Origin of the sequence: Streptomyces tubbatahanensis (assembly GCF_022699385.1) — a bacterium.
Classification (GTDB): Bacteria; Actinomycetota; Actinomycetes; order Streptomycetales; family Streptomycetaceae; genus Streptomyces; species Streptomyces diacarni.
Window position 1 is genome coordinate 4,237,178 of the sequence record NZ_CP093846.1, and the last position, 16,718, is coordinate 4,253,895.

General features: G+C 70.0%; 8 protein-coding genes and 1 tRNA gene. 7 read left to right on the forward strand and 2 right to left on the reverse strand.

From position 1 onward, the window contains the following. The first annotated feature begins 147 nt into the window (after positions 1-147). The 5 genes from topA (at position 148) to MMF93_RS18260 (ending at position 9,815) form a co-directional block, all read left to right on the forward strand. Positions 148-3,087 (forward strand): type I DNA topoisomerase, encoded by a 2,940-nt coding sequence (gene topA, locus MMF93_RS18240; RefSeq protein ID WP_242752918.1) that lies wholly within the window; start codon positions 148-150, stop codon positions 3,085-3,087. Between the two features lie 95 nt (positions 3,088-3,182). Beyond that, on the forward strand, positions 3,183-6,521 hold the full coding sequence (gene tmk / locus MMF93_RS18245; protein WP_242757640.1) for a dTMP kinase: 3,339 nt from the start codon (positions 3,183-3,185) through the stop codon (positions 6,519-6,521). A 138-nt stretch (positions 6,522-6,659) separates the two neighbouring features. Further along, positions 6,660-7,871 (forward strand): DNA polymerase III subunit delta', encoded by a 1,212-nt coding sequence (locus MMF93_RS18250; RefSeq protein ID WP_242752931.1) that lies wholly within the window; start codon positions 6,660-6,662, stop codon positions 7,869-7,871. 161 nt (positions 7,872-8,032) lie between these two features. Further along, positions 8,033-9,661 carry an alpha/beta hydrolase gene (locus tag MMF93_RS18255; RefSeq protein WP_423835468.1) on the forward strand — a complete coding sequence of 543 codons (1,629 nt, stop codon included), beginning with the start codon at positions 8,033-8,035 and terminating at the stop codon, positions 9,659-9,661. An 80-nt stretch (positions 9,662-9,741) separates the two neighbouring features. Further along, positions 9,742-9,815 (forward strand) — tRNA-Thr (locus tag MMF93_RS18260). A 269-nt stretch (positions 9,816-10,084) separates the two neighbouring features. On the opposite strand, the gene MMF93_RS18265 is transcribed toward MMF93_RS18260, so the two are convergent. Both MMF93_RS18265 and brxD read right to left on the reverse strand, forming a co-directional pair. Next, on the reverse strand, positions 10,085-12,163 hold the full coding sequence (locus tag MMF93_RS18265) for a DEAD/DEAH box helicase (protein WP_341483284.1): 2,079 nt from the start codon (positions 12,161-12,163) through the stop codon (positions 10,085-10,087). 65 nt (positions 12,164-12,228) lie between these two features. Then, positions 12,229-13,578, reverse strand: a complete 1,350-nt coding sequence (gene brxD, locus MMF93_RS18270) for a BREX system ATP-binding protein BrxD (RefSeq protein WP_242752935.1) — start codon at positions 13,576-13,578, stop codon at positions 12,229-12,231. Positions 13,579-13,825: 247 nt separating this feature from the next. On the opposite strand from brxD, the gene MMF93_RS18275 reads away from it, so the two are divergent. Both MMF93_RS18275 and MMF93_RS18280 read left to right on the forward strand, forming a co-directional pair. Beyond that, a complete protein-coding gene (locus MMF93_RS18275) occupies positions 13,826-15,640 on the forward strand; it encodes a GmrSD restriction endonuclease domain-containing protein (protein WP_242752936.1) in 1,815 nt (604 codons plus the stop codon). A gap of 8 nt (positions 15,641-15,648) precedes the next feature. Further along, positions 15,649-16,677 carry a CBS domain-containing protein gene (locus tag MMF93_RS18280; RefSeq protein ID WP_242752937.1) on the forward strand — a complete coding sequence of 343 codons (1,029 nt, stop codon included), beginning with the start codon at positions 15,649-15,651 and terminating at the stop codon, positions 16,675-16,677. Positions 16,678-16,718: the final 41 nt, after the last annotated feature.

Sequence of the window (16,718 nt, forward strand, 5' to 3'; positions counted from 1 at the left end):
CGGGCGGCGCCACGGCTGGTTGTCGGGTTACCGTTCGAGTGGCGTTGCCGACTTTTCCCGTTTGACATGGGGGCGGGAGGTACCGTCACACTCCGCAGCGATACCGATGCGATACAGATAGCAGCCGACCGGAGAGAAGAGCAGAAGTTGTCCCCGACCCACGAGACAGCAAACGGCGGGCGCCGACTCGTGATCGTCGAGTCGCCTGCCAAGGCCAAGACGATCAAGGGCTATCTCGGCCCTGGCTACGTCGTCGAGGCCAGCGTCGGGCACATCCGTGACCTCCCCGGCGGTGCGGCCGAGGTTCCCGCGAAGTACAAGGGTGAGCCCTGGGCCCGGCTCGGTGTCAACGTCGACCACGACTTCGAACCCCTCTACGTCGTCAACAGCGACAAGAAGGACCAGGTCAAGAAGCTCAAGGAGCTGCTGGCCGACTCCGACGAGCTCTACCTCGCCACTGACGAGGACCGCGAGGGCGAGGCCATCGCCTGGCATCTGCAAGAGGTGCTCAAGCCGAAGGTCCCGGTCAAGCGGATGGTCTTCCACGAGATCACCAAGGACGCGATCCAGAACGCCGTCCGCAATCCGCGCGCGCTCAACCAGCGGCTGGTGGACGCGCAGGAGACGCGGCGGATCCTCGACCGGTTGTACGGGTACGAGGTCTCTCCGGTGCTGTGGAAGAAGGTCATGCCGCGGCTGTCGGCGGGCCGCGTGCAGTCCGTGGCCACCCGGCTGGTCGTCGAGCGGGAGCGGGAGCGCATGGCGTTCCGTTCCGCCGAGTACTGGGATCTGACCGGCACGTTCGCGGCGGGGCAGGCGGGGGATGCCTCGACGGGAGCGGGCCGCGGCGCGGCCGGGGATCCGGGGACGTTCGGTGCCCGGCTGACGACCGTGGACGGCCGCCGTGTCGCCCAGGGCCGCGACTTCGGCTCGGACGGGCAGCTCAAGGACCCGGCCGCGGTGCTGCACCTGGACGAGCAGGGCGCGCGCGCCCTGGCCGCGGCGCTGGAGGACACGGACTTCTCGGTCCGTTCCGTGGAGTCCAAGCCCTACCGCCGCTCGCCGTACGCGCCTTTCCGTACGACCACCCTCCAGCAGGAGGCGAGCCGCAAGCTGGGCTTCGGCGCGAAGTCGACGATGCAGGTGGCGCAGAAGCTGTACGAGAACGGCTTCATCACGTACATGCGTACGGACTCCATCACGCTCTCCGACACCGCGGTGTCCGCGGCGCGCGCCCAGGTCACCCAGCTGTACGGCGCCGACTACCTGCCGGACAAGCCGCGCACCTACGCGGGCAAGGTCAAGAACGCGCAGGAGGCGCACGAGGCGATCCGCCCCTCGGGGGACCGCTTCCGCACGCCTGCGGAGACGGGTCTGACCGGTGACCAGTTCAAGCTGTACGAGCTGATCTGGAAGCGGACCGTCGCCTCCCAGATGAAGGACGCCGTGGGGCAGTCCGTCACCGTCAAGGTCGGCGGCCGCTCGGCCGACGGGCGGGACGCCGAGTTCAGCGCCACCGGCAAGATCATCACCTTCCACGGGTTCCTCAAGGCCTACGTCGAGGGCGCCGACGACCCCAACGCAGAGCTCGACGACCGTGAGCGGCGGCTGCCCCAGGTGTCCGAGGGCGACCCGCTGCGCGCCGAGGAGATGTCGGTGGACGGCCACGCCACCAAGCCGCCGGCCCGCTACACGGAGGCCACGCTCGTCAAGGAGCTGGAGGAGCGCGAGATCGGCCGCCCCTCCACCTACGCCTCGATCATCAGCACGATTCTGGACCGGCGCTACGTCTTCAAGAAGGGCACCGCGCTGGTGCCGTCCTTCCTGAGCTTCGCCGTCGTCGGGCTCCTGGAAAAGCACTTCGGCCGGCTGGTCGACTACGACTTCACCGCCAGGATGGAGGACGACCTCGACCGTATCGCCGCCGGGAACGCGGAGGCGATCCCGTGGCTGCGGCGTTTCTACTTCGGTGAGGGAAGCGACGGCGGGGACGGCCAGTCCGCCACGGCCACCGGCGAGGCCGCCGCAGCGGGCAACGGCGACGGCGACCACCTCGGCGGCCTCAAGGAGCTGGTCTCCGACCTGGGCGCCATCGACGCCAAGGGCGTCTCCTCCTTCCCCGTCGGGGAGGGCATCACCCTGCGGGTGGGCCGCTACGGCCCGTACGTGGAGGGCCCCAGCCAGCAGGAGGGCGAGCCGGGCCAGCGCGCCGACGTGCCCGACGACCTGCCGCCGGACGAGCTGACCGTCGAGTACGCCAAGGAGCTGCTGGCCAAGCCCAGTGGCGACTTCGAACTCGGCACGGACCCGGAGACGGGCCGGCCCGTCGTCGCCCGCGACGGCCGCTACGGCCCCTACGTCACCGAGGTGCTGCCCGAGGGCACGCCGAAGACCGGCAAGAACGCGGTCAAGCCGCGCACCGCCTCGCTCTTGCGCTCCATGACGCTGGACACGGTCACGCTGGAGCAGGCGCTCAGGCTGCTGTCGCTGCCCCGGGTCGTCGGTGTGGATCCGGAGTCGGGCAATGAGATCACCGCCCAGAACGGCCGGTACGGCCCCTACATGAAGAAGGGGACGGACTCGCGCTCGCTGGAGAGCGAGGAGCAGATCTTCACGATCACGCTGGAGCAGGCGCTGGAGATCTACTCCAAGCCCAAGCAGCGCGGCCGTGCGGCGGCCAAGCCGCCGCTGAAGGAGCTGGGCAACGATCCGACCACGGAGCGCCCCGTCGTGGTCAAGGACGGCCGCTTCGGCCCGTACGTGACCGACGGCGAGACCAACGCGACGCTGCGGCGGGACGACGAGGTCGAGTCGATCACCCCGGAGCGGGGCTTCGAGCTGCTGGCGGAGAAGCGGGCGAAGGGCCCGGCCAAGAAGTCCTCGGCGAAGAAGACGACCGCGAAGAAGTCCGCCGCGAAGAAGACGACCGCGAAGAAGACGGCGGCCAAGACAGCGACCAAGACGGCCGCTGCCAAGAAGACGGCGACGAAGAAGACGGCGACCAAGAAGGCCGCCACTTCCAAGGCCGCCACTTCCAAGGGCGCCGCTTCGAAGGGCGCCGCGAAGAAGGCGTCCACCGAGGAGTAGGGCGCGGGGAGGCATTCGGGGAGCCGGCCGGGGTTCACACGGATGTTCGGGTACGCATCCGGTTGGCGGCGCCCTCCCTATACGCTGGCGGGATGATGTCTTCGCCCCCAACCGCTCCGGACGACTCCCTCGCCGCGGAATCCCGCGAGGGCGCCGTGACCGCGCTGTTGCGTTTCCCGCCGCTGAGGCGGCTGTGGACGGCGCAGTTCACCAGTGGGATCGGCGACATGCTGGGCCTTCTGGTGCTGCTGTTGTTGGCGATGCAGGCGGCGGCCGTGCGCGGCGTCGCGGGAGACCCGGTCTTCGGCGGCGGATACCGCGGCATGGCGTTCGTCGTCGCGGTCGTCTTCGGGCTGCGGCTGCTGTCCACGCTGCTGTTCGGCGCCGTCCTGCTGGGCCCCGTCTCCGCGCTGGTGAGCGGCGTCGCCGGCAAGGGCGGCGCCAAGCGCGCGGCAGGGCCGGACGGGGCTGCGGACTCCGCTGACAAGGACACCGCCGGGGCAGCGCCGGACAAGGGCGCGCCGAAGCAGGACGGTGACGCGCCGAAGAAGGACGGCGCGCCGAAGAAGGACGGCGCGCCGAAGAAGGTCCTCGACCGGCGCTGGACGCTGTTCGGTGCCGACGTCCTGCGGGCGATCGCGCTGGTCATCGCGCCGCTGTGGATCGACTGGACGCCAGGCAACGCCTTCCTCATCCTGCTGATCACCGTCTTCGTGGCGGGCACGGCCGAGCGGCTGTCCACCGTGACGCGGGACAGCGCGGCCCCGGCCCTCCTGCCGGCGGCGCCCCTGGAGGGCGCGGCCGTGCGGCCGCTGCCCGACCACCACGACGCGCTGCGCCGCCTGTGGCTGCGCACCGGCTTCGTGGCCCTGCCGCTGGCGGCCGCCGGGCTGGTGGTCGTCACGCTCGTCAGCAACCTGCTCGGCACGGGCATCGACTGGTTCGGCTCGCACCAGGCCGCGCTCGCCTCGTACGTGGCGGCGGGCCTGTTCGCCGCCGCGGCGGCCATCGGCTACTTCCTCGAACTCCCGGACACCCGCACCCCGCGCCCCCGCTCCCCGCTGGAGGGGCTGCGCAGGCCCAGCACCGGATCGGGTACCGACAAGGGCCGTACGGGCGCCGTGCCGCTGCTCGTCCTCGCGGGCGCCGCCGTCAGCGGGGCGATCGCCGCGGCGGTCGCGCTCGCTCCGCTGCACGCCGCCGACCTGGGCGGCGGGCCCGTCGCGTTCGGGCTGCTGGCACTGATGCTGACCGGTGGCACCGCCGCCGGCATCCGGCTCGCGCCGCACACACTGCCCTCGCTCTCCCGCCGCCGCCTGCTCGCGCTCGTCACCGGTCTGACCGGTGTCGCGCTCCTCGCGGCCGGGCTGGTCTCCGACACCGCGACCGTCATCGGCCTGGCGCTGCTCGCCGGGCTGGGCGGCGGCATCGCGGCCAACACCCTGCACACCCTGCTCGACCAGGAGACCGAGGACGTCCGCCGCACCCGCACCACCGAGCACCTGCAGGCCGTCGTACGGCTGTCGCTCGCGCTGTGCGCCCTGATCGCGCCCGTCGTGGCCGCGCTCATCGGGCCGCACCGGGTGGAGGACGGCGCCTTCGTCTTCGACCACGGCGGCGCCTCGTTCACCCTGATGCTCGTCGGCGCGCTGCTGCTGCCCGTCGGCGCGATCCTGCTGGGACGGACCGACGACCGGCAGGGCGTACCGCTGCGCCGCGACCTCGTGCAGGCGTTCGGCGGCGGCCGTCCCCGGCAGGCGCCCGCGGCCGACGGCTTCTTCCTCGTCCTGGAGGGCGGTGACGGCGCCGGCAAGTCCACCCAGGTCGAGGCGCTGGCCGAGTGGATCAGGGCGAAGGGCCACGAGGTCGTCGTCACCAAGGAGCCCGGCTCCACACCCGTCGGCAAGCGACTGCGCTCGATCCTGCTGGACGTCTCCTCCTCCGGGCTCTCGCACCGCGCGGAGGCACTGCTGTACGCGGCGGACCGCGCCGAGCACATCGCCACCGTCGTCCGCCCCGCGCTGGAGCGCGGCGCCGTGGTCATCTCCGACCGGTACGTCGACTCCTCCGTCGCCTACCAGGGCGCGGGGCGCGACCTGTCGCCGACCGAGATCGCCCGCATCTCCCGCTGGGCCACCGAGGGCCTGGTGCCGCACCTGACCGCGCTGCTCGACATCGCACCCGAGACGGCACGGGAACGCTTCACCGAGGCTCCCGACCGGCTGGAGTCCGAACCGGCCGAGTTCCACCAGCGGGTGCGCTCCGGTTTCCTCACCCTGGCCGCGGCCGACCCCGCCCGCTACCTCGTCGTCGACGCCGGACAGGAGCCCGAGGCCGTCACGACGGTCATCCGCCACCGTCTCGACCAGGTGCTTCCGCTCTCCGAAGCCGAGAAGAAGGCCCAGGAGGAGGCGCGCAAGCGCGCCGAGGAGGAAGCCCGCAGGAAGGCCGAGGAAGAGGCCCGCCGCAAGGCGGAAGAGGAGCGCAAGGAGCGCGAGCGCAAGGAACAACTGGAGAAGCTGCGCCGCGAGGAGGAGGAGCGCAAGCGCCGCGAGGCCGAACTGGAACGCCAGCGCGAGGAGGCGCGGCGCGCCGAGGAGGCACGCAAGCAGGCCGAGGAGGCCCGCCGCATCGCCGAGGAGGAGCGCGAGCGCCGCGAGGCCGAACAGCGCGCCTACGAGGAGGAACAGGAGCGGCTGCGTAAGCGCGCCGAGGAGGAGAAGCGGCTCCGCGCCGAGGCGGAGGAGCGTCGCCGCGAGCGCCAGCGCAAGGCGGAGGAGGCCTTGCTGCGGGCGGAGGAGACGCGCCGCGCCGCGGAAGCGGAGGCCGCCGCCAAGGCGCAGGCCAAGGCGAAGGCGGACGCCGAGGCGGAAGCGGAGGCCAAGGCGAAGGCCGCGGCCAAGGCGGAGTCGGCCTCGTCATCGGCCTCGGACACGGCATCGGCCTCGGCCTCGGACACGGACAGTGCGGCCGAGTCCGACGACGAGACGACCGCGACGACCCCGGTACAGCCCGCTTCCGCGCCTGACGGCTCCGAGGCCGACACCGCACAGATTCCGCAGGTGTCCGACCGGGGCGAACCCTCCGCCGCGCAGCCGGACGCCGAGGACACGGCGCAGCTGCCGCGCCCCGCGGCGGCGCCTCCCGCGGAGGACGAGACGACGGTGCTGCCGAAGGTCTCCGAGGACGAGACGACGGTGCTGCCGAAGGTCTCCGAGGACGAGACGACGGTGCTGCCGAAGGTCTCCGAGGACGCGGAGGAGGACCGTACGCGCGAACTTCCCCAGGTCGAGGAGAACGGCCGCCCGCGCCCCTCCTGGGCGGAGGACACCCCCATGGACGACGCCCCCACGCTGGCGGACAAGCTCCTGGGTCCGCACGACGACCAGGACGAGAACGACCAGGAGACAGACGGCCACCAGCGCCGCCGGTGACGCTGCCGCCGGCTCCCGCGGCGCGCTGAACCCGGACCGCCGTCCGACAGCGCGGCGCTGCGGGAGCCGGCGGGGCCACCCCGCGGCGTGACGGTGGACGGTGCCCGGGTGTCACCGGCATCCGGGACAATGGTCCGTATGGCGGTGTGGGACGACCTGGTCGGACAGGACAGGGCGGTGGGGCAGCTGACGGCTGCCGCACGGGACGCCGACGCGTACGTGACGGCGGAGGCCGCGGAGGGCGGTTCTGCCGGCCTCTCAGGGTCCGCGATGACCCACGCCTGGCTCTTCACAGGACCGCCGGGCGCGGGCCGCCCGCAGGCGGCTCGCGCGTTCGCGGGGGCGCTCCAGTGCGTCAGCCCGGACAGGGCGCTGGGCGGCAGCCCGGGGTGCGGTTTCTGCGAGGGCTGCCACACGACGATGGTCGGCACCCACGCGGACGTGACCTTCGTCCGTACGGATCTGCTGTCCATCGGCGTGAAGGAGACCCGCGCGCTGGTGCGGGAGGCACAGATGTCGCCGGCGGGCGGCCGCTGGCAGGTGATCGTCCTGGAGGACGCCGACCGCCTCACCGAGGGCGCAGGCAACGTCCTGCTGAAGGCCGTCGAGGAGCCCGCGCCGCGCACGGTGTGGCTGCTGTGCGCGCCGTCGACCGAGGACGTGCTGCCGACGATCCGGTCCCGCTGCCGCCACCTGGCGCTGCGCACACCCCCGGTGGACGCGGTCGCGGACCTGCTGATGCGGCGGGACGGCATCGACCCGGACACGGCCAGGTTCGCCGCACGGGCCACCCAGGGCCACATCGACCGTGCGCTGCGGCTGGCCACGGACGAGCGGGCCCGCGCCCGGCGCCAGTCGGTACTGAAACTGCCGGCCCGCGTCGAGGACGTGGGCAGCGCGCTGCGGGCCGCGCAGGAGCTGCTCGACGCCGCCGCCGAGGACGCCAAACAGGTGGCGGAGGAGCTGGACGCCAAGGAGACCGAGGAGCTGCGCACCGCACTCGGCGCCGCGGAGGGCAAGCGGCTGCCGCGCGGCACGGCGGGTGCGATGAAGGAGCTGGAGGACAAGCAGAAGCGGCGTGCGACCCGGACCCAGCGCGACTCCCTCGACCTGGCGCTCACGGATCTGACGGCTTTCTACCGCGACGTGCTGGCCCGCCAGTTGGGCTCCGCGGTTGCCCTGGCGCACGACGATCCCTCGGCGCCCGTCGAACGGCTCGTCACCACCTCGCGTCCGGAGCAGACGCTGCGCCGTATCGATGCGGTACTGGAGTGCCGCCGGGCGCTCGACCGCAACGTGGCGCCCCTGCTGGCGGTCGAGGCGATGACGATGGCACTGCGAGCGGGCTGACGGCGTCAGGGGCGGCGCGCAGCGGGCTGACGGCGTCAGGGCCGGCGCGTCGGCCTCCTGGCGGGCCAGGGGCTGACGCGCCTGGTCGGCCCGGCGGGCGGACGGCACGACAGCACAGTGGGTAGGCTCGCGGGGACGTGCCGCCAGCGGAGGGATGCCCGATGAGTCAGCAGCCACCAGGCCCCCGAGCCCGTACCGCGCGGGGACCCCGTCGTGTGGCCGCGGCCGTCCTGGCGGTGACGGCGCTGATGCTGGCGGGCTGCTCGTCCGAGGACGGCTCCGACAGCCCGGGTTCCGACCCCTCCGGCGCGCACGCGGGTGCCGAAGCGCCGCCACTCAAGCCGCTCTCGGAGTCGATTCCGGACAACCTGCGCCCGTACTACGACCAGAAGCTGTCGTGGCGCAACTGCGGAATGGAAGGCTTCGAGTGCGCGTCGCTGCGCGTGCCGCTGGACTACGACGAACCCGGCGACGGTCCCGACGACACCGGGCACAGCGTGCGCCTGGCCGTCACCCGTTCGAAGCCGCAGGGCGGGGGCAAGCCGAAGGGCGGGTCGCTGCACGTCAACCCGGGCGGCCCTGGCGGCTCGGCGATCGACTACGTGCAGCAGGCGGCGGGCCTCGCGTACCCGCCGAAGGTGCGCGACCACTACACGCTGGTCGGCATGGACCCGCGCGGCGTCGGCCACAGCGAGCCGGTCGAATGCCTGAGCGACAAGCAGATGGACTCCTACACGCGCGTCGACCAGACCCCGGACTCCGAGAAGGAGACCGACGCGCTCACCGCCGCCTACGAGCGCTTCGCCAAGGGCTGCGAGAAGCGCTCGGGCAAGCTGCTGGGCCACGTCTCGACGACGGAGGCCGCCCGCGACATGGACGTCCTGCGCGGCGTGCTCGGCGACAAGAAGCTCAACTACGTCGGAGCCTCCTACGGCACCTACCTGGGCGCCACCTACGCGGGCCTGTTCCCGCAGCGCTCCGGCCGCCTGGTGCTGGACGGCGCCATGGACCCGTCGCTGTCCGCGCGCCGCGTCAACAAGGAACAGACCGCCGGCTTCGAGACGGCGTTCAAGGCCTTCGCCAAGGACTGCGTCGGCCAGTCCGACTGCCCCCTGGGCACCGGCAGTGTCGGCGAGGCGGGAGAAGAGCTGGGCGACTTCTTCGAGAAGGTCGACCGCAAGCCCCTCAAGACCGGCTCCTCGCGCCCGCTGACCGAGTCCCTGGCCACCACGGGTGTGATCCGCGCCATGTACGACGAGGGCTCCTGGCCCCAGCTGCGCGAGGCACTGGCGGCCGGCAAGAAGGGTGACGGAGCACCGCTCCTGGCCCTCTCCGACGACTACTACGAGCGCGGCCCCGACGGCGAGTACAGCAACATCATGTACGCCAACCCGGCCGTCAACTGCCTCGACGCACCCCCCGCCTTCTCCGACGCGGCCGCGGCCCGCAAGGCGGTCCCCTCCTTCGAGAAGGCCAGCCCGGTCTTCGGCCGCAACTTCGCCTGGGCGGCGCTGAACTGCGCGGAGTGGCCGGTGAAGCCCACGGGCGAACCGCACCGGATCGCCGCCAAGGGCGCCGACCCGATCGTCGTCGTCGGCACCACCCGCGACCCGGCCACCCCCTACCGCTGGGCCCAGGGCCTGGCAGGCCAGCTCTCCTCGGCCCGCCTGGTCACCTACGAGGGCGACGGCCACACCGCCTACCTGCGCGGCAGCGACTGCGTCGACTCCGCCGTCACCTCCTACCTCGTCCAGGGCAAGCCCCCCAAGAACGGCACCACCTGCCACTGACCCCGGCCCCCGTCCCGACCACCCCCACAAACCCTGTAGACTTGTCGCCGCAGCGGCCCACAGACTGGTCGCACGCACCCGCCGCCTTAGCTCAGTCGGCCAGAGCGACGCACTCGTAATGCGTAGGTCAAGGGTTCGATTCCCTTAGGCGGCTCAGATGAAAGCCCAGGTCACACGCTGTGTGACCTGGGCTTTTGCGTGTGTCAGGGGCGGTTGAGGATTCCCAATGCATGATCGTTGATCGCCATGGGGGCCGTGAGTGCACGTCCCCGCCGTGTGCTGGGCACGGTTTTGGCTCGACTGATTGCTTTCAGGCGTGACGCTCCTTGTTCACCACTGGTAAGAAGCGGATCGGCGCGTCTCCGTTCGGAGTCGCGGTCAAGTCCCCGATGCCGATCTGTCATCGCGAAGCGTCGCTCGCTCTTACCCTCGATGCAGGCGCTCCCACCGCACGGGCTCGTCCAGCACAGTGGCTGCTCCCTCCAGGTCGGCGAGTCGTGCGCCGAGCGTTGCCTCGGCGAGTCGTGTGGGCAGCGCCGCGCTGAACTTCAGCCCGTTCAGGGCCCGCGAATCCACCGACGGCAGGCACAGATGCGCCGTTCCCTCGGTGACGGCCAGTTCCCAGTCGTGTGGCGTCAGATCGTCATGCAGCCGTATATGGGTGTCCGAGGGCCGCTGAAGTGGGTCGGCCACGGAACTCAAGGTGGCGGCCAGCGTGGCGTTGGCGCGGTGGCCGGCCCAGGTCCACCAGCGCACGTTGGTGTCCCGTTCGCTGCGGGTGACGAGTGTGCCGCCGGGGTGGACGGTATCGGCCCCGTCGTTCCGCGCGACTTCGAGTGCTGACTCCGCTCGCCGGGTGAGGGTCACGGGCGGGGTGGCACCGAGGAGGACTTCGCGTACGGCACGCGTCAGCTCGTACGACGTGCCTCGGCCGAGGCCACCACCCCAGCGGGCCTTGCCGCCGCTGTCTACTGGCTCGACGAAGCAGCGGCGCCTGGACCAGTCGGTGTACGTGACATGCCAGCTGCGTCCGGCGAGCAGCAGCCTGCGCGGTCCGGCGACCTTCTCTGTGAGTAGTGAGGGGTCGGTCGTGCCGATCTCTTTGCGGCCGGATAGCACCGTGAACTCGGGAGCGGCCGTGAAGACGGCGGTGAGGTCCATAAAGTGTCGGTGTCCGAAGCGCTGTTCGGCTTGTGGTCCGATGAACATCAGCTCGCCGTCCCGCTCCACGAACCCCTCATTGACCAGGTGCCGCAGGATCGGCTGGGCGGCAGGGCCGAATGGTCCGAGACCGCCCCACCACTCCTGCCACAACCGGTCGCCGACACGGTGTTCCTGGAGGCACAACGCGAGGAGTTGCTGGGCAACGATGTGCCGTGGTTCGGGCGGGGCGACCACCGGCTCGACCCAGCCCCGCGACCACAACAGCAGCAGCGCGGCGGCGGACAGCAGCCCAGGCTGGTCCGTGGCCAGGAAGAGGCAGTTGCGCTCGGAGGCTGCACGCCGTCCGGTTCGGCCGATGCGTTGGAGAAAGGAGGCGACGGTGTTGGGGGCGTTGATCTGGATGACCCGGTCGAGGTCGCCCACGTCGATGCCGAGCTCCAGTGTGCTGGTCGAGACGATCACACAGTCCCGAGCCTCGGCGAACGCCTCCTCAGCGCGGTGCCGTTCGTCCAGGGACAGCGAAGCATGAGAGAGGAACGTAGTGACATTCCGGGCGCGCAGAGCCTGGCCGAGTTCCTCGACGTCCCGTCTGGCCTCGCAGAAGACGAGGCGTTTCTCGCCCCGGTGCAGCGCGGCGATGACGGTTGCGGCGTTGGCGAGCGACCCCACGTAGTCGAGTTGCACATCACCGGATGGTGGCCGACTCGGTGCCGTGTCAGCCGTTAGCTGTGGGGCGACTACGTGCTTCTGCCGCTTCCCGGCGCTCGCTCCCTGCAACCATTCAAGGAGTTGATGAGGGTTGCCCACGGTGGCGGACAGCCCCACACGTTGCACCGGCCGTCCAGCAACCCGCTCGAGGCGTTCCAGCACGGCAAGCAGATGCCATCCCCGGTCGTCTCCGGCAAACGCGTGCACCTCGTCGACGACCACACTCCGCAACCCGGAGAAAAACACCCGATGGTCGACGTTCACGCTGACCAGCATCGCCTCCAGTGACTCGGGAGTGGTCAGCAGGACGTCTGGGCGCTCCCGCAGTATCCGCTTGCGGCGCGGCTGGGTGACATCTCCGTGCCAGAGCGCCGCGGTCCGGCCCAGCCAGGAGGTGTACGTCTCCACCCGGGGGAGCAAATTGTTGAGCAGCGCCTTGAGCGGGCAGACGTACAGCACCGAGGTGCCGTGCCAGTTCTCTTCCACCATCCGGGAGAGCAGCGGGAAGCAGGCCGCTTCCGTCTTGCCGCCTGCGGTGGGTGCGAGCAGTAGGGCATCGGCGCCATCGGCAAGTGGGGCGATGGCCTGCTCCTGCAGTGGCCTGAGCCCCGGCCATCGCAGGGTGTTCACGATGTGGTGGACCAGGCCCGGGGCCAGCAGATCCAGGGGATCATCGTCCGGTGCTGCGGTATGAGTCACGGAAGATCCAGGGGTACCTCGTTCGCGGTCCCGACGGCGGCGTTGCGTTCGACTTCGGTCAGCTCGGCCGTGTCCACGGTGAGCGCGTAGTGCGTGCGCGGATCGAAGTCATCGAACTGGTCGACGCGGTCGAGTACGTCGCCCACCAGCTTCTTCAGGAACAGCCGGGGTGCGATGCCGACTCTGTCGCCAAGTGCCCCGCCCACAGCAGTGGCGAGGTCGGCGATATAGGCGTCGTCGGCGACCGCCCGGATACGGGCGCCGTGTTCGGAGCCGTCCGCATACAGGTCGCGGATGGTGCAGCCGAGGCGCACCAGCGAGGCGCGGGCGAAACCGGGGAGCCGAAGCTGTGCGGCGCGCGGGTTGTCGAAACGGGAGTCGGTGGTGAAGTCGGTCGCGAGTCGTTGTGCCAGCGGTGCGAGCCGTTGGACACCCTGCCTGCCGTCGTAGAACGCGGGCGTTCCGGTGATCATCAAGTAGAGCCCGGGGAACCGCCCCGAGTGCACCTCGTCGATCAGTTGTCGCAGGGCGTTGAGTGCCTTGTCGCGGGCATCCGAGCGCACCCGCTGCAGGGTCTCCACCTCGTCCAGGACGACGAACAGCCCCGGGTGTCCCGCGTCGCGCAGCACGGTGAGCAGCCCCTGCAGGAAACCCAGCGCCCCGAAGTGGTCCAAGTCGCCTCGGACCCCAGCCGCCCGCCGTGCCGCCGCGGCCACATGGGGCTGGCCGCCCAGCCAGGCCATGACTGCTGCGGCCACGGCCTCGTCGCCCGCGGCCAGCGCCGCCCGGTAACCGCGTAGTGCGGCGGAGAAGGACGGGGCGTGCCGGGAGACGTCGGCCAGGCGGGAGGTCAGCAGCCGTTCGACCTCGCCGGGCAGGGCATCCTCGCCCGTTCCGTCGGCGAGGGCGTCGTCCTCCAGCGCGTAGAACCAGGCGTCCACCACCGAGCGCAGCGCGCTGGGGGGGAAGCTCGCCGTGGTCAGGCGTTCGGTCAGCCTCCGGTAGACGGTCTCCAGCCGGTGCAGCGGGGTCTCCGTCTCGGACACCTGGATCTCGGCGACGGCGAAACCGCGCCGCTTGGCCCGTTCCCCCAACCAGCGGGTGAAGAAGGTCTTGCCGGACCCGTACTCTCCCCGGACCGCTTTGAAGACGGACGCCCCTGACGCCACCGCGTCCAGTTCGGCGGTGAGTGCACCTTCGAAGCGGTCCAGACCCGTCGCGAGGAGATCGAGCCCTGCCTCGGGGACCGCGCCACGTCGTAGCGCGTCGATGACGGTCCGGCGTCGTGCCGCGCTGACGGGAGCTTGGCCGTTGGGGCCGGGGCGGTCAGGGCTGTCATTGCTCACCGGGCCAGTTTCGCATTCCGGTGCGCGTGCCGTAGCGGTGATCGGTCGGCAGGCGGGCGTGCGGCCTCCTCCGCGCCCATGGCGACGGCCCGGCACGGAGAAGAGGTCTCTGGCTGAATATGGAGGTTCCCGGCCCCCTGCATTGAGGTGCCCTTGACTGCCTCGCGAACCCGTTGCTGCAATGAGAAGTTGCGCTCCTCGGCGGCGCACCGGATAACGGGTCAGGTCAAGGCGGAGAAGAAAATACGTGGCGCTCGACAGTCTGAAACTCAGCCAGGTACTGGAGCAGGTGTCCTCCGGGGTGCTTCAGCTGCCGGATTTCCAACGCGACTGGAAGTGGGATGACGAGCGCATTCGCGCTCTGCTCGCGACGGTGACGCTCGACTACCCGCTGGGTGTGGTCATGGCGCTGGAGACCAAGCAGAAGTCTCCCTTCAAGGCGCGCACTTTGAAGGGTGCTGAATCCTCCGGTGACCGGGAGCCCGACTGGCTCCTGCTGGACGGACAGCAGCGCCTCACCTCTCTCTTCCAGGCCCTTTACCGCGACCAGCCGGTCGAGACCGTCGATGGGCGCGGAAAGGAACTGGAGCGCTGGTACTACGTAGACATCGCCAAGGCCGTGGGGCCGCCGGCGGACCGGGACGAGGCGATCGTTTCGGTGCCCGAGGACAAGATCCTGCGGTCGCCGTTCTCCCGTAGACCGGTTCTCGACCTTTCCACCACCGAGCAGGAGTGCGCTTTTAGCCACTTCCCGCTGCATTTGGTGTTCGACGTTGATCAGGTCAGCGCCTGGCAGCGGCAGTTCGTCCGCGTCGACGAGAGGAACTGGGAGACGTGGACGCGCTTCCAGGAAGCTGTGCTGCACCGGATGCAGTCGTTCCAGGTTCCGATGATCAAGTTGGACGCGGACACCACCATGGACGCGGTCTGCGCCGTGTTCGAGCGAGTGAACACCGGAGGCGTACCGCTCAATGTCTTCGAACTCCTGACGGCGACCTACGCCGGGAACAAGGAGTACGTCGCCGAAAGTGGTGACTACTTCCGGCTCCCGGACACGTGGCAGGAGATCAAGAGCACCCTGACCACCGCCTACCCAGTGTTCGGCCGACTGGACGCCGGGGTCGAGGACGGACTGAGCAGCAGTGACTTCTTGCAGGCGGTCGCGCTGGTGCTCACCTGGGAGGAGAAGCGGGACGGCAGGCGAAGCGGCGTCGGGTGCAAGCGCCGTGATCTGCTGAATCTACCCCTGAAGGACTTCCTGCGTCTCGCGCCCCGACTGACCTCCGCGTTCGCCTGGGTGGGCAAGTTTCTGCGCGAGCAGTGCATCGTCCGCGCGGCGGACCTCCCCTATCGGACGCAGCTGGTGCCGCTCGCGGCGGTGCGGGCGATGCTCGGTGAGGAGACGGACACCGAGGCTGCTCGGGACCGGATCACCCGCTGGTTCTGGTGCGGGGTGCTCGGCGAGATGTACGGCGGTTCGACCGAGAGCCGCTTCACCCGGGATGTGGAGCAGCTGACCGCCTGGATCCGCGGCGATCTTGAAGCCGAGTCTCCCGACACAGTGGTGGAGGCGGCCTTCCTCGAGGAGCGGCTCGATACCCTGAAAACCCGCAACAGCGCTGCGTACAAGGGTATCTACGCACTGTTGATCAAGCAGGGGGCGGTCGACTGGTACTTCACCGAGGCGCCGATCGACCCCGTGCGGATGTCCGAAATGAATGTCGACGTGCAGCAGGTCTTCCCCAAGAAGTGGGTGGAGCATGAGGCACCGGGTTCCGGCTCCTGGGCGGACTCGATCGTCAACAAGACGCCGCTGTCTCTTCGGGCGAGCAAAGGCGTGGTGGGTTCCCCCGCCTCCTATGTGCCGGCTCTGGCGCTGGATGCGGGGATGCGCCCTGAGTGGTTCGACGATGTGCTGGCCACCCACCTGATCGAACCGGCGACCCTGCACGAGGCCGACTTTGAGAAGTTTTACGCGGACCGGGCCCGTCAGCTGCTGGAAATGGTGCGGGAGGCCATGGGTAAGCGCACGGTCTCCCGTGGCGACTCGGCGGGTTGGTGAGGACGGACGTGACACAGCAGTCCCCTACACAGGAACAGCTCCGCGAGTTGAAGGGCAGGCAGATTCCGCTGCGGGAGCTGCTCGCGCTCTTCGGCACCCGATTCCGTAACGACCACATCATTTTCGTCATCTCGCAGGCGCTCAAGGACGTGGGCCTGACAACCCTGCCGTATTTCGCGAGCTGCGGCAGTCGGAGCGACGTGCAGGTGGTGGCATTGGACACCACGCCCGCTGGAGACGACGAGGCCCCCGAATCCCAGGCGGACCAGGACCTGCCGTCAGGATCGTTGCCGCAGCATTCCTTCACCGTGGGTGACCTGCCCTCGGCGAGTGGCGGTGTCGACTCGGTCACCAGTGACGCCAAGCTGTCCGAAGCCGTGTACATGATGTACACCAAGAACTTCTCTCAGGTTCCCGTTCTGGAGGACCGGCACACGCTGACGGGAGTCGCGACGTGGCGCTCGGTGGCGATCATGTACGCGAACGGGAGCGGGCACACCCTGTCCGGAGCCATAGAACCCGATCCGCCTGTCGTGCAGTCGCACCAGGACTTCTTCTCGATGCTCCCCATGATCAGCGAACACGGCTACGTACTGGTTCGGGACAACGGGGGCCGGGTGAGTGGCATTGTTACGTCCGCCGACGTCACCGATCGGTTCGAGGCGACGGCATGGCCGTTCTTCGTCGTCGGTGAGATCGAGTTCCGGCTGCGGAAGTGCCTGGGTGCCAAGATCACTTCGGATGCCATCCGTGCGGTGCAGCGGTTCGAAAAGACTGGGTTGATCAACGACCTGATGTTCAACGATTACGTGAAGCTGCTCAACCGCGAGCAGAAAAAGCCACACCTGTGTGACCGAGCGAACCAGAACTGGGCCGCGCTGGGCTGGACCTGGCTGGACCGAGGACAGTTCGTCCGTCAGCTGGACCGGGTGCGGGAGATCCGCAACAAGATCGCGCACTTCGACCCGGAACCGCTGCCGCCGCAGCTCACCGACGAGCTGCGGCAGTTCCTCACGCTTCTGCGCCGTCTCGGCTGAACACTGGTTCCGAGCTGTCCGACTGGCCGCCCGCCGAGGCG